The following is a 12,914-nucleotide window of genomic DNA, read 5'->3' as shown; positions in this document are numbered from 1 at the left end:
GGCGAACGTTGCACACGCCTTCCCCCGACGAGAGGTTTCACGCATGACGAAAATTGCGATCATTTATTACTCTGCAACCGGCCACGGAACCACGATGGCGAACAGGCTTGCCGACGCGGCCACCGCTGCGGGGGCCGAGGTTCGCGTGCGGCACATAACCGAAACCCGCGACCCGAGCACGTTCGCCGAAAACCCGGCGTGGTCGGCAAATTACGAAGCGACGAAGGATCTCCCTGCCGCTTCTGGTGACGATATCGTCTGGGCAGACGGTGTCATCCTCGGATCGCCGACTCGTTTCGGCAGTACGGCCGGACCCTTCCAGAACTTCATGGACTCGCTCGGTGGGTACTGGGCCAAAGGCGAACTTGCGAACAAGGCGTACGCGGCATACACCTCGAGTCAGACGGCACACGGCGGCCAGGAGACGACACTAATCGGCCTCTACACCTCGCTGATGCACTTTGGAGGCGTCCTGGTTCCGCCCGGATACACCGACGGCCTGAAGTTTGCGGATGGCAACCCCTACGGTGTGAGTCACGTCACCGGAGGCGACAACCAGAACGAGCTCGAAGACGCGACCAACGCGGCCCTAGAGCATATGGCTACCCGCGTCGTCACGATCGCGACCGCACTGGCCAAGTAAGCACGTCTCCGTATCTCGTGGCGCATCCGAGAACAGGCTCGTTCGGCAGCACACCGAATTCGGCACAGGGGCTCGACTCGCGCGCTTGCTGCGTGCGGCCACGGCGGTGACGATCCGAATACGCCGTTCTTGCGTACCTTCGTCGGCCGGAGGCGAGGCACCGCCCTGAGGGTGGGCCTCGCCTCCGAAGGAGAAGCTCTGACCACCGCATCACCTGCTGCGGAGGTCGGAGACTCATAGCCCGGCGAGCGCGCAGAGCCTGAGATGGCGAAACCCATCTCGGATTCACCGAAATCCGTACACGCTGTCGCCTAGGTTGCAACCATTGCGTGGGAGCACCGCCACCGGGCGGGCGTGCAAGTCGAGGAGGCGACTCGCTGAGTGTGACAAACCATGGAGAACTCGCTGTCGCCGACACGGTGGGGATCCTGGGTCAGGACTGGGTCCATCCAGACCGGACGAGCGCCGGGTACGGCTGGCGTGGTGTCTATCTCTCGACGCAGGACGAGCAGCCCTACGAAGCCCGATTCGACGCAGCACGCACACATCTGATCGTTCTACATCTGAGTGGCCCTGCTACGGTCGCGCACGGAGGCGGACGACACGTCGAGCGCCGAACTATTCCGGCAGGCGGCTTCTTCGTCCATCCCGCAGGACACGAACTGACGGTCGGGCTCGAATCACGCTTACGTACAACTCATGCGAACCTCGACCACGCGGTACTGGAGGAGGTCGCCGGCGGCAACTCGCTGGAACTGACTGCCCGACTCGGTGTGCGCGACCCGATGATCGAACAGCTTCTCCTGGCGATGGACGCCGCCCTCCAGCGCTGGCAACCCTCGGCCCGCACCTACGTCGATCATCTGACGTCGATGCTTGCGGCACACCTCGTCCACCACTACGACGCTGCGCGCACTACCGAGCACCCGCCGAGTCCGGTGCCACTCGGAGACAACCAGCTGGACGACGTCATCGACGAGATGAAAACTCGCCTCGCGGAACCGATTCCACTCGCGGATCTCGCCTCGGTCGCCTCCCTGAGCACCAGTCAGCTGACCCGCCGTTTCAAGGTTGCGACAGGGCTGACTCCTCACCGCTATCTGATGCGGCTGCGAGTCGAACACGCAGCGCACGAACTGCGCACCACCGTGCACCCCATCGCAGACATCGCACTGTCCTGCGGATTTTCTCATCAAGAGCACTTGACTCGAACGATGCGGGCGCAGTTGGGCGCCACACCCGGTGAAGTCCGACGCTCGCACTGATTCGACACCGGCGCGGCCACAATAGTGTCAGCATGCGTTTTCGGTGCAGTGAGACGCGCGAATGGTGCAGGAACGGAAGTAACCGGCGGCCAACAATGAAGTGCAACGTGATCCACGCAACACATTGGAGATTGCCGATGAGAACCTTCACCTATACGTCCACGCCCGCACGTGTGCTGTTCGGCAGTGGAACTGCCGGTGAAGTGGCCGGCGAAGTCGGACGCTTGAACCGCAGCAGGGTACTTCTGGTCACCGGGTCGCGGGCGAATGCCACCGCCGACACCATCAAGGAGGCTTTGGGAAGCCTTATCGTTGCCCACTTCGACGAGGCGGCGATGCACACACCCACCGAGATCACCCTGCGCGCAGTCGAACTCGCCGCGAGCCATGATGTCGACTGCGTCGTAGCAATCGGCGGCGGCACCACCACGGGGTTGGCCAAAGCCTTGGCACACCGCGCTGGGTACGACCAAATAATAGTTCCGACAACCTATTCCGGCTCGGAGGTGACCCCCGTACTCGGGGAGACCACCGACGGCGTGAAAACAACTCGCTCTTCAGCGAGCATCCTGCCCGAGACTGTGATCTACGATGTCGACGCGACGCTGGGTCTGCCGCGGGGGCTGACCGTGACCAGCGCAATCAACGCGATGGCGCACGCAGTGGAGGCCCTTTACTCGGCTGATTCCAACCCAGTGACGGACAATATGGCATTGGACGCCATTGCTGCGATCGCGAGATCGCTGCCCATCGCGGCCGAGGATCCCGAAAACCGGGATGCCCGCGCCGACCTCCTGCAGGGAGCATGGCTCGCGGGTCAATGCCTCGCAGCGGTAGGAATGGGTCTCCATCACAAGTTGTGCCACACCCTCGGAGGCAGTTTCGGTCTCCCGCACTCCCCCACCCACACGGTCATCCTTCCGCACGCGATGGCATACAACGCGGCGGTCGTCCCCGAAGTGATGAGCCGAATAGCAGGCGCAATGCGGGTTCCCGACGCACCGGCCGGGGTCTTCGATCTCGTTGCATCCCTCGGCGGCCCCACCGCTCTTGCCGACCTCGGATTCTTGCGCAACGACATCGACGAGGCCGCCCGATCGGCGACGACAACACCATATCCAAACCCCCGAAACGTCACCACCGACGGAATCCACGAACTTCTGACTGCAGCTTTCTTCGGGAAGCGCCCCGGTGGCGGCGCTGCGTTTCCGCGGGCAGAGCTCGACCACACTGCAGCCGAGGTGGTCGAGAGCTTCGACAACACGGCGGACACACGCCTGCGAGACCTACTCGGTGACCTCGTCCGCCATGCGCACACTTTCGTGACGGACAACGACGTCACCGAAGACGAATGGCGATACGCCATCGATTTCCTCACCGCGACCGGACAGATCTGTAGCGACACCCGGCAGGAGTTCATCTTGCTGTCCGACACGCTGGGTATCTCGACCACGGTGGACATCCTCACCAACTCCCGGGCAACCAGTCAGACCCCGTCTGCGGTTCTCGGACCGTTCTACGTGGAGGGGCCACCCGAAACGGACGGCGGCAGCGATATCGCCGACGGTCTGCCGGGTACGCCGTTGTGGGTCGATCTGAGTGTGACCGACCCTGCAGGCATCCCCGTTGCCGGCGCTGTGATCGACGTGTGGCAATCCAACAAGGATGGGTTCTACGACGTTCAACTTCCAGACTTGGAGGGGCCGGCGCTTCGTGCGCGCTTTCACTCCGATGACGCTGGGCGTCTTACGTTCTGGACGATTCTTCCGCACGAATACCCGATCCCGGATGATGGCCCCGTCGGAGCCATGCTCGCTGCGGCAGGACGTCACCCTTACCGCGCGCCACACGTACACTTCATGATCACCGCACCGGGCTACCGAAAACTGATCACACAACTTTTCCCCTCGGACGGCTCGTATCTCACCTCCGACACCGTGTTCGGCGTCAAGGAAAGCCTTATCGTCGACTTCTCCGAGCACACGGGCCCTACCCCCGATGGCAGACAGGTCCCAGGCTCCTGGCGTCGCCTCGACTTCGACTTCCACCTCGCCCCCGAATCCTGACCCCACCTCGAACCGGATCCGAATCCGGACCCGACGACCTTCGGAGACAACCATGACCACTCCCGATTACGACACCGATGTTCTGATCATCGGTAGCGGACCCGCCGGCGGCGCTGCTGCCCTGATGTTGGCCACCTACGGGATCGACACCGTGTTGGTCAGTAAGTACGGCTGGGTCGCCAACACTCCTCGTGCGCACATCACCAACCAACGGACGCTCGAGGTCCTCCGCGATCTCGGCGTGGACGACGAGGCGCTCGCACTCGGCAGTCCGCAGGACATCATCGGCGACACGGTCCTCTGTACCTCTCTGGCAGGCGAGGAGATCGGTCGGATTTCGGCGTGGGGCAGTGGCGATGCCCAGCTCTCGGAGTACGCACAGGCCAGTCCGTGTCCCGTGATCGATCTTCCTCAGACGTACATGGAACCCATTCTGATCAGTAACGCTGCCAAGCGCGGGGCAACGTGCAGATTCGACACCGAGTTCGTCAGCCTGACGCAGGACGCGGACGGCGTCACCGCAACGCTGCGCGATCGCCTTCGTGGTGACGAATACACACTCCGCGCCCGCTATCTCATCGGCGCAGACGGCGCGAGAAGCCTTGTTGCCGAGCAGATAGGTCTCCCCATCGCCGGCCGAAGCGGCGTAGGCGGCAGCATGAACATCTGCTTCACCGCCGACCTGTCGCAGTACGCTGCACACCGGCCGAGCGTCCTCTACTGGGCTATGCGTCCCGGCGCACATATGGGCGGAATCGGAATGGGCCTCATTCGAATGGTTCGTCCCTGGAACGAGTGGTTGCTTACTTGGGGGTACGACATCGACGACGAACCGCCCGTACTCGACGAGGACCAAGCCCGCACGATTGTGCATGATCTTTTGGGTGACGACAGCATCGAAGTGAAGATCGACTCGACCTCGTTGTGGACTGTCAACCACAGTTACGCCACCGAATTCGGCGCCGGCCGCGTGTTCTGCGCCGGCGACGCGGTGCACAGGCATCCACCATCCAACGGACTCGGCTCGAACACCTCGATCCAGGACTCGTTCAACCTCGCTTGGAAGCTGGCAGCGGTGATCCGAGGGTTCGCAGCCCCAGCCTTGCTCGACACCTACACCGACGAACGCGCCCCCGTCGGCAAACAGATCGTGGACCGCGCAAACCTCAGCCGCACTCAGTTCGGCCCGATTTTCGAGGCCCTCGGCATTTCGGGCGGAACCGACGACGAGGGAATCGTCGCCGGCTTGGCAGCGTGCCGTGCCGGAGACGCTGAAGGCGCGCGGAGACGTCGAGCCCTGGAGGAAGCGATCGCGCTGAAGAACTACGAGTTCAATGCACACGGGGTCGAGCTCAACCAACGCTACGAATCGTCGGCAGTTCTGGTCGACAGCAGCTGCCCAGCAGAATCCTGGACACGCGATCGCGAACTGCATCACCAACCAACCACACGTCCCGGTGCCAAAATTCCGCACGCGTGGCTCGTCGATGGCGGCGGTCATCGCATCTCGACGCTCGACCTCGTGGGACGTGGGCAGTTCAGCGTCGTCACAGGACTGTCCGGTGGGTTGTGGGTGCAGGCAGTCGACGCGGTCGGTAAACGGTCGGTTCTACCACTTCGTGTGGTCCGAATCGGAACCGACGATGCGCGTGATGCGTACGGCCACTGGGCTCGATTGCGCGAGATCGATGAAGACGGAGTGATTCTCGTACGCCCCGACGGGGTAGTCGCCTGGCGCTCCGCACGTGGTCCCGACGATGAAGAGACCGCCGTCACGGACCTCACCACCGCGCTGAGCGCTGTCCTGGGTCAGACCGTGGCAACCGACGCCGTGACGACGTAGGACGGAGACAGCGGTTCAGGTCACGCGCGCTGCCGGTCACGCGGCGTCGCAACCAGACAACCGGTCCAGTAGTCGTACTACATGACCGTCCGCCGGTGACCTCGGAGACCGTCCCGGTCATGTAGGACGACAGGTCGGATGCGTAGAACAGCGCCACCGACGCCACCTCGCGAGGATCACCTGCACGCTGCATCGGGATCTCCGACATCTTCTGATCCCACGCCTTCTGCGGCATCGCCTCGGTCATCGCGGTCTTGATCAGACCAGGCTGAATGACATTGACCCGGACACCAAGGTGTGCAACCTCTTTCGCGGCCGCTTTCGAGAGTCCGACAATTCCGGCTTTCGCAGCCGAGTAGTTGCTCTGACCGACGAAACCCACCTTCGCCGAGATCGAGGACAGGTTGATGATCGACCCGCCGCCGTTCTCACGCATGACACCGGCCGCACTCCGCGTGCCGTTCCAGCACCCCTTCAGATGCACGTCGATGACCTGATCGAACTGATCTTCGGCCATCTGCCGCATCGTCGCGTCACGAGTGATGCCTGCGTTGTTGACCATGATGTCGATCGAACCGAATGCAGACACCCAGCCTCCACCAACGCCTGTATGTCCTCCGCCGATGCCACGTTGCATCGAACGCCGACCGCGTCGGTAGGCAGCGCGTCAGCAGCCTCCCTGGCCTTCGCTTCGTCGACGTCACCGATGACGATCTTCGCGCCATTCTCCGCGAACAGCGTCGCGATCGCCAGGCCGATGCCCTGGGCTCCGCCCGTGATGACCGCTGTAGTTCCTGAAATCATGAAAAGTCCGTCTCCGTAGCTAGGTGAACAAGCGTCAGCGCGTGAGCGCCGCATCCAAAGCTGAGCTGTCGAATGCTGCGCTCTGCACGGCGACCCCGCTGCGCAAGAGAGCATCGGGGTCCTGCCCGGCTTCGACCAGCAACGCTCGCGTGTGCTGCCCGAGCGCAGGAACGTCACCCATCGGCGCTTCGAAATCTTCGAAGGTGCTCGGAGGCAGGAGAGCTTGCGCCGTGGCATGTTCGGTGTTCACGGTGCGCCACCGATCACGCTCGACGAGTTGAGGGTGTTCGACGACCCGGGCCATCTGTTTGACCTGTGCTGCGGGTATCCCGGCTGCGGCCAACTTCGAGTCGAGGTCTTCGGTGGTGAACGCCGCAGTGCTCGCGGCGACGACCGCGTCGCACTCCCCTCGGTTCTGCACCCGTAAAACGTTGGTGGCAAAACGCGGATCGTCCGCCATCTCAGGGAGATCGAGGACGTCAGTTACCAAAGTCCGCCATCCGCGGTCGTTCTGCATGCCGATCAAAATTTGGCCGTCGCGCGTCGGATACCGGTCGTACGGAGCAATTGAAATTTGGCTGACGCCCATGCGAGGCGGCTGCACCTCTGTGTACATCTGGGTATACATGGCGTCTCCCAGCCACTCCACGGTCGAGTCGAGCATCGAGTTGTCTATTGTGGCGCCCTCCCCTGTTCTTCCGCGCCGCAGCAGCGCAGCCAGAACCGATTGAGCGCAGTACATTCCGGTCGCGATGTCGGCGGTGGGGATGCCTGTCTTGGCGGGTTCGTCGGGGGTGCCGGTGATGGAGATCAAGCCGGATTCGGCCTGAATCAACATGTCGTAGGACTTGCGGTCGCGCATGGGCCCACCGTTACCGAAGCCGGACATGTTCACGACGACCAATTCGGGCCGAGCTGCCCGCAACTCATCTGAACCGAAACCGAGTCGTGCGACGGCGCCCGGCGCGAGGTTCTGGATGAACACGTCTGCGGCGGCGATCAATTCGTGGACCACCGCACGTCCCCGCGGAGACTTGAGATCGACTGCGAGAGACTCCTTGCCGCGGTGAGCCAGACGAAGTGAGCGGCCGTACCATGGACGGCATGGTCGTATCCCCGTGCCAGATCCCCTCCATCGGTCCGCTCGATCTTGATCACTCGCGCACCGAGGTCGGCGAGGTTTCTGGTTGCGAGTGGCGCGGCGACGGCCTGCTCGATCGCGACGACTGCGACACCGTCGAGTGGTGCGTTCACTTGCTGCGCTTCTGCTGCGCGCGGATCAGCCCGCCGCCGACGATCAAGCGCTGAATTTCGCTGGTACCTTCGTACAAGCGCAGCAGACGAACATCACGGTAGATGCGCTCGACGGGAACCTCACGCATATAGCCCGCACCACCGTGGATCTGGACAGCGAGATCGGCAACCTTGCCCACCATTTCGGTGCAGAAAAGTTTGACAGCAGACGGTGCGATGCGGCGGTCGGTCTGCTCCACCCATGCCCTCGCAGCCTCGCGGACCATCGCCCGCCCCGCCATCACCCCCACCTGCTGGTCGGCGATCATCGCCTGAACCAACTGGAAATTGCCGATCGGCTCTCCGGCTTGCGTCGACGCTGCAGCGTAGGACACCGATTCGTCGAGCGCCCGCTGCGCCTGACCGACAGCCAGCGCCGCGATATGCACCCGACCGCGTGCCAACGAGGTCATCGCTGCCTTGTATCCGATGTCCCCGTTGCCACCGACGAGGGACTCGGCGTCGACATTCACGTTGGTGAACGTCACGTCCGCAGTTCCGGAACCCTGCTGGCCCATCTTCGCGTCCTTCACCCCGGTTTCGATGCCCGGAGTGTCGGCGGGAGCGAGGAATACCGCGATACCGTTGCCGCTCTCCGGTTTCGGATCCAGCTTGGCGAAGACGACGAACACGTCGGCAATCGGAGCATTGGTGATGTAGCGCTTGTTGCCGTTGATGACCCAACCCGTACCGTCGACCTTGGCAGTGGTCTTGAGTCCAGCGGGATTGGATCCGGCACCGTCCTCGGTCAGCGCGAATGAGGCGACGATGTCACCTGCCGCCATGCCCGGTAGCCACTTCGCTTTCTGCTCCTCGGTACCGAAACCAACGAGAACCTGCCCGGCGATACCGTTGTTGGTACCGAACATCGAACGCAGAGCCAACGAGGTGTAGCCGAGCTCCATGGCGACTTCGACATCCTGGATGAGGTTGAGACCGAGCCCGCCCCATTCCTGAGGAATCGCGAAACCGAACAATCCCATCTCTGCGGATTGCGTCCGCACATCCGACGGGATTGCGTCGTTGTTCATGATCTCGAGTTCGCGCGGCACGACACGCGACCGAACGAAGTGCGAGATCTGCTTCAAAACGTCGGCGAAGACGTCATCGGGTACATCGGGATTCAGCATGCTCATAGCCCGAGTATCACGGCATCCATTACATTCAGTCCAATACTTGATCGGTAGTTCTGTATTGCAGAATCAGTATGAATGGGAGCCGCCGTCTCATGGCATCTGCGCCGAACAACTGGCGAGTGTTCGAGGCACCGGTCTCGGGCGGGCCCCAGGGCGCACGACACGGCACGATGACCGTGTTCCTCGCCGGTCCAGCGACGCTGCCGTCAGACGACGACGTGCTGGAAGCAATCGCGGGCAGTGTATTTCGTATGGAGACCTACGGTCGGCCTGCTCTGCTGAAACTTCTCAACAACACACTTGCCACGTACAACTTGGCCTCGACCGCTCGAATGCTCGCCCTCGCCGATCAGCTCGGGATGCCCGCGGGCACTCTCCTCGACGTGATCGGAGTGTCCACTGGGCAAAGCTGGATGGGCGACAACATCGTCGACGTCCAGTACGACCTGTTACTCGAGGATGTGGCCCTCCTGCGCGGTGAAGTCGACTCTCTCCCCGCCGGACTGGACGACATCGAAGCCTCTATCCTGCGGGCACGCACGATCCTTGGAAGACTTGACGGGCGGAGCTGAGTAGAGAACGAGACGAGTCTCGTCAACAGAAGCTGACAGCGTGCCGCCGTCCGGGGGGCGCGAGATCCGGTGACAACCGCAGCCCGGCAGGTCGTCGACGCGACGCGTTTTCGATCCCGATCGATGGGTTATCGGGGGGTCGCACCAACAGTTCGAACCGCTCCGAAGCAGTCAGCCCACCCCAGATTCCGTAGGGCTCGAAGTTTTCGAGTGCAAAAGAGCGACACCTGTCTACTACTGGACAAGTTGCACAGTGAAGTTTTGCCGCGTTCTCGATCCGTCTCAACGCCGCACCGCGAACTCCACGCGGCGGGTAGAAGATCGAAATCGATTCCGTGCGGCACCGAGCGTCGAGCTGCCATTCCCACTCCGAGCTTTGAGGAGCGGGGAGCCTGGGTGGAGGGAAAGAGTTACGCATGGGTCAACTTTCGAAGTGAGCTCTCCGGGGTGATTGCCGGCCCCGGAGGAGAATACGGTCAACCGTCGAGAATGTCTTTATGTTTCAGCGCGTTCAGGCCCCGGAAACACTTCGCCCGCGAAGAGTTTTCGGGCGGTCCGGATCACCGCAGCGCGGCGTACGTCGACCTCACCTGATGTCGCCGATTCCACTTCGACGTCGACATCGAAAAAACCGGTCGGGTGCTCGATTCGCACTACGCCGCCATCACTAGTGCGGGTCACTCGTTCCGCTACCGACCCCCCAAGGCGGGCGGCTGTTCCCACGGTGAGCGCGCCGAGAACGCCGATGGCGGTGTGGCACCGGACCGGGATGAAGGTCCTGGTCGCGATACTGCCATCGTTGTCAGGTTCGGACACGAGCGTCATTTTCGGAACGGTCGCTTCGGATACGTCGCCGAGCCCCATCAACTTGGCGGCCTGCGCCCGGATGATCGCGACACGTTCGGCGAGTTCGGCGTTGCCCTCGAGATCCGACGGGCTCTCGTGCCCGCTTACTCCGACATCGGTCGCGGCCAGAACCACTGTGGGCATTCCGTTGTCGATACACGTCACGTCGACACCATCGACGATATCGATCACGTTCCCGGTCGGAAGGAGCTTCCCGCAACTCGACCCTGCTGTGTCGGAGAACTCGATGCGTACCGCGGCTGCCGTGCCGGGGACACCGTCGATACGACTTGTTCCCGAATAGTCGACGTCTCCCGACGGAGTAGGAAACGTAGAAGCGGCGTAGCTGTCGGAGTTGAGCATCTTGATTCGTACTGTGGTCTGGTGTTCGCCGGTGGAGACGAGTCCTCGTTCGACGGCGAACTGCCCTACCCCGGCGAGTAGGTTGCCGCAGTTCTGCGCCGAGCTGACCGTGGCCGTGTCGACGCCGACCTGAAGGAACAGATAATCGACGTCCGCCCGTGGATCATCGGACACCCTGACTATCGCCACCTTGCTGGTCAGCGGGTGTCCCCCGCCGATACCGTCGATCTGACGGGCGTCCGGCGAGCCCATGATTCGTAGAAGCAGACGGTCACGTTCGATCGTATCGGCAGGGAAGTCCTCGGCCAGAAAAAACGCACCTTTCGATGTTCCGCCGCGCATCCAGGTGCACTGGATTCCACCGGTCATGCGTCACCCCGTTGTTCCCGATCGAATTCCTGCTGGGTCAGGTATCGGACCCCCAGATCAGCGAGAACCGGCCGCAGACCATACCGATCGAGACCGAGTTGCCCGCCTCGAAAGGCCTGCCGTGCGGCTTCTTCCTTGTCGAGACGAGCACGCGACGATTCGACCGTTGCAGCCGCGCTGCGACGAGGCACGATGACCACACCATCGTCGTCGGCCACCACCACGTCCCCTGGATTCACCGTAACCTGCCCCAACACGATCGGGACGTTGACCGACCCTGCGGTGGACTTGACCGTCCCCTGGGCCGATACAGCCCGGGACCACACCGGAAAGTCCATCTCGTTGAGCTCGGTGAGGTCGCGAACGCCTGCCGCGGTCACAAGTCCGCGAACACCTCGTACCTGCAGCGCCGTCGCGAACAGCTCGCCGAACATGCCGTCGGTCGACGGTGAATTGGTCGCGACCACTAAAATGTCACCAACAGTGCATTGTTCGATGGCCGCGTGAATCATCAGGTTGTCGCCCGGCCACGAGTGGACGGTGACTGCGTTGCCTGCAATCCGGGCGCCCGACTGGATCGGCCGAAACTCCGGACCAGGCAGGCCGGTTCGCCCCTGCGCTTCGTGGACGGTGGCCGTCCCGAACTGCGCCAGTGCGTCGACGACCTCGAGTGGCGTGCGCACCGGGTCGGTGACGATGACCGAGCTCATGCCAGAACCCCGGCGACCTCGGGGTAATACCGCACGTAGGCTTCTCCCAAGGTGTCGGTGGTGAAACCGAGATTAGGGCCGGCATTGCGCTTGAGCTGCACACCGCGCCTGCGCGCGAGGTCGGTGTAGTAGGTCCACATGTGCTCCTGCGCGACAAGGCTTTCCATCGCCTTGCGTTTCTGCGGGAACACCTCGGTGATATCGAGAAGGACGTTGGGCTTGAAGTCGCTCTGTTCGGGCTGATGTGGCTCGAAGAAGAAGACCGGCGGCGCCCCGAGGGCCTCACCCTCGGCGGGATATCCGATTGCTTGAGCGAGGATCCGAGCATCGAGAGCCATTCTCGCCGCGACAGGGTGGTCCGCGTTGTACGGGTCGGTCAGCGGATGTGTCAGCACTACAGTCGGTTTGACATCACGGTAGACGTGAACCAGCTTGTCGACGATCTCGGGAGACTGCAGTAGAGGGTAGTCGCCCGCGTCGAAGAACTCGATTTCCGCGCCCAGAGCTGTTGCAGCGGCTTCCGCCTCGCCGCGACGAATCGCTTTGATCTCCTCCAAAGTCTTTCCATCGCGCCACGCACGCGCCGACTCTCCGCGTTCTCCGTAGCTGAGACACACCACCTTGGCTCGTTCACCACGGGCCGTGGCGGCCGCGATTGCGCCACCCGCACGCCACACGAAGTCTCCGGCGTGGGCACTGATCACCAGCAGGGCTGGTGTGACATTTGCTGACACTGGTTTCACCTAACGACGAAGTTCCGGCCACGAACGCGACCGCTGCTCCATCAGTAATCCACATCACCGTCGAGATTGTCAACAATTTTGGACACAGAAAGATTGACTGAACTGTTGACGAAATGGCCACAGCGTGGTTAACGTATGTCCCCACCAGGTGACCTGAGTCACCACCCAACCAACATCCCCGGGAGCTCCATGACCTCGTACGAAGAACTCGATGCGCCGTCGGCCTCGAGTTCCTCGCGTGTCGCTCCAGTGAAGGATGTG

At 62.5% G+C, this 12,914-nt stretch carries 10 protein-coding genes and 2 pseudogenes; 5 read left to right on the top strand and 7 right to left on the bottom strand.

The genetic code is table 11. The annotated features are described in order from the left end of the window. The first annotated feature begins 43 nt into the window (after positions 1 to 43). From wrbA to CH292_RS21065, 4 genes are all read left to right on the top strand, one after another. On the top strand, positions 44 to 643 hold the full coding sequence (gene wrbA, locus CH292_RS21080; protein ID WP_094655623.1) for an NAD(P)H:quinone oxidoreductase: 600 nt from the start codon (positions 44 to 46) through the stop codon (positions 641 to 643). 383 nt (positions 644 to 1,026) lie between these two features. Next, on the top strand, positions 1,027 to 1,908 hold the full coding sequence (locus CH292_RS21075; RefSeq protein WP_094655622.1) for a helix-turn-helix domain-containing protein: 882 nt from the start codon (positions 1,027 to 1,029) through the stop codon (positions 1,906 to 1,908). Between the two features lie 137 nt (positions 1,909 to 2,045). Then, complete coding sequence (locus CH292_RS29570) at positions 2,046 to 3,974, top strand: maleylacetate reductase and hydroxyquinol 1,2-dioxygenase domain-containing protein (RefSeq protein ID WP_094655761.1); 1,929 nt, start codon at positions 2,046 to 2,048, stop codon at positions 3,972 to 3,974. Positions 3,975 to 4,026: 52 nt separating this feature from the next. Next, positions 4,027 to 5,817 (top strand): FAD-dependent monooxygenase, encoded by a 1,791-nt coding sequence (locus CH292_RS21065; RefSeq protein WP_094655621.1) that lies wholly within the window; start codon positions 4,027 to 4,029, stop codon positions 5,815 to 5,817. An 85-nt stretch (positions 5,818 to 5,902) separates the two neighbouring features. Here the strand turns inward: CH292_RS21065 and fabG are convergent. From fabG to CH292_RS21050, 3 genes and pseudogenes are all read right to left on the bottom strand, one after another. Next, a pseudogene (gene fabG, locus CH292_RS21060) lies at positions 5,903 to 6,621 on the bottom strand (3-oxoacyl-ACP reductase FabG); the annotation flags it as partial. A gap of 34 nt (positions 6,622 to 6,655) precedes the next feature. Beyond that, positions 6,656 to 7,875, bottom strand: a pseudogene (locus CH292_RS21055) (CaiB/BaiF CoA transferase family protein). Then, the gene (locus CH292_RS21050; protein WP_094655620.1) at positions 7,872 to 9,050 is read right to left on the bottom strand and encodes an acyl-CoA dehydrogenase family protein; all 1,179 of its coding nucleotides are present in this window, start codon (positions 9,048 to 9,050) and stop codon (positions 7,872 to 7,874) included. The pseudogene CH292_RS21055 and the gene CH292_RS21050 overlap by 4 nt, the downstream one beginning before the upstream one ends. 92 nt (positions 9,051 to 9,142) lie before the next feature. Here CH292_RS21050 and CH292_RS21045 point away from each other — a divergent pair, with 92 nt between their 5' ends. Continuing rightward, complete coding sequence (locus tag CH292_RS21045; RefSeq protein WP_179278031.1) at positions 9,143 to 9,622, top strand: NAD-binding protein; 480 nt, start codon at positions 9,143 to 9,145, stop codon at positions 9,620 to 9,622. 22 nt (positions 9,623 to 9,644) lie between these two features. Here the strand turns inward: CH292_RS21045 and CH292_RS21040 are convergent, their stop codons facing one another. The 4 genes from CH292_RS21040 to CH292_RS21025 all read right to left on the bottom strand — a co-directional run bounded on the left by CH292_RS21040 (position 9,645) and on the right by CH292_RS21025 (position 12,644). Further along, the gene (locus CH292_RS21040) at positions 9,645 to 10,040 is read right to left on the bottom strand and encodes a WhiB family transcriptional regulator (protein ID WP_094655618.1); all 396 of its coding nucleotides are present in this window, start codon (positions 10,038 to 10,040) and stop codon (positions 9,645 to 9,647) included. Positions 10,041 to 10,117: 77 nt separating this feature from the next. Beyond that, entirely contained in the window at positions 10,118 to 11,200 is a 1,083-nt protein-coding gene (locus CH292_RS21035; protein WP_094655617.1) for a 4-oxalomesaconate tautomerase, read from the bottom strand. Beyond that, positions 11,197 to 11,910, bottom strand: coding sequence for a 4-carboxy-4-hydroxy-2-oxoadipate aldolase/oxaloacetate decarboxylase (locus CH292_RS21030; RefSeq protein WP_094655616.1), 714 nt, complete (start codon positions 11,908 to 11,910; stop codon positions 11,197 to 11,199). Before CH292_RS21030 ends, CH292_RS21035 begins: the two co-directional genes overlap by 4 nt. Further along, positions 11,907 to 12,644, bottom strand: a complete 738-nt coding sequence (locus CH292_RS21025; RefSeq protein ID WP_094655615.1) for a PIG-L deacetylase family protein — start codon at positions 12,642 to 12,644, stop codon at positions 11,907 to 11,909. Before CH292_RS21025 ends, CH292_RS21030 begins: the two co-directional genes overlap by 4 nt. Between the last annotated feature and the right edge of the window lie 270 nt (positions 12,645 to 12,914).

This window comes from Rhodococcus sp. 14-2470-1a, from assembly GCF_002259425.1.
In the GTDB taxonomy this organism is placed as follows: Bacteria; Actinomycetota; Actinomycetes; order Mycobacteriales; family Mycobacteriaceae; genus Rhodococcoides; species Rhodococcoides fascians_E.
Note: the sequence above shows the minus strand (reverse complement) of the source record. Positions and strands in the feature narration are given on the sequence as shown.

Bases quoted from the DNA above. Each gene is read 5' to 3' on its own strand.
- CH292_RS21030 (WP_094655616.1), bottom strand. From the start codon at position 11,910: ATGAGCTCGGTCATCGTCACCGACCCGGTGCGCACGCCACTCGAGGTC.
- CH292_RS21040 (WP_094655618.1), bottom strand. From the start codon at position 10,040: ATGCGTAACTCTTTCCCTCCACCCAGGCTCCCCGCTCCTCAAAGCTCG.
- CH292_RS21065 (WP_094655621.1), top strand. From the start codon at position 4,027: ATGACCACTCCCGATTACGACACCGATGTTCTGATCATCGGTAGCGGA.
- CH292_RS21050 (WP_094655620.1), bottom strand. From the start codon at position 9,050: ATGAGCATGCTGAATCCCGATGTACCCGATGACGTCTTCGCCGACGTT.
- wrbA (WP_094655623.1), top strand. From the start codon at position 44: ATGACGAAAATTGCGATCATTTATTACTCTGCAACCGGCCACGGAACC.
- CH292_RS21035 (WP_094655617.1), bottom strand. From the start codon at position 11,200: ATGACCGGTGGAATCCAGTGCACCTGGATGCGCGGCGGAACATCGAAA.
- CH292_RS21045 (WP_179278031.1), top strand. From the start codon at position 9,143: ATGGCATCTGCGCCGAACAACTGGCGAGTGTTCGAGGCACCGGTCTCG.
- CH292_RS29570 (WP_094655761.1), top strand. From the start codon at position 2,046: ATGAGAACCTTCACCTATACGTCCACGCCCGCACGTGTGCTGTTCGGC.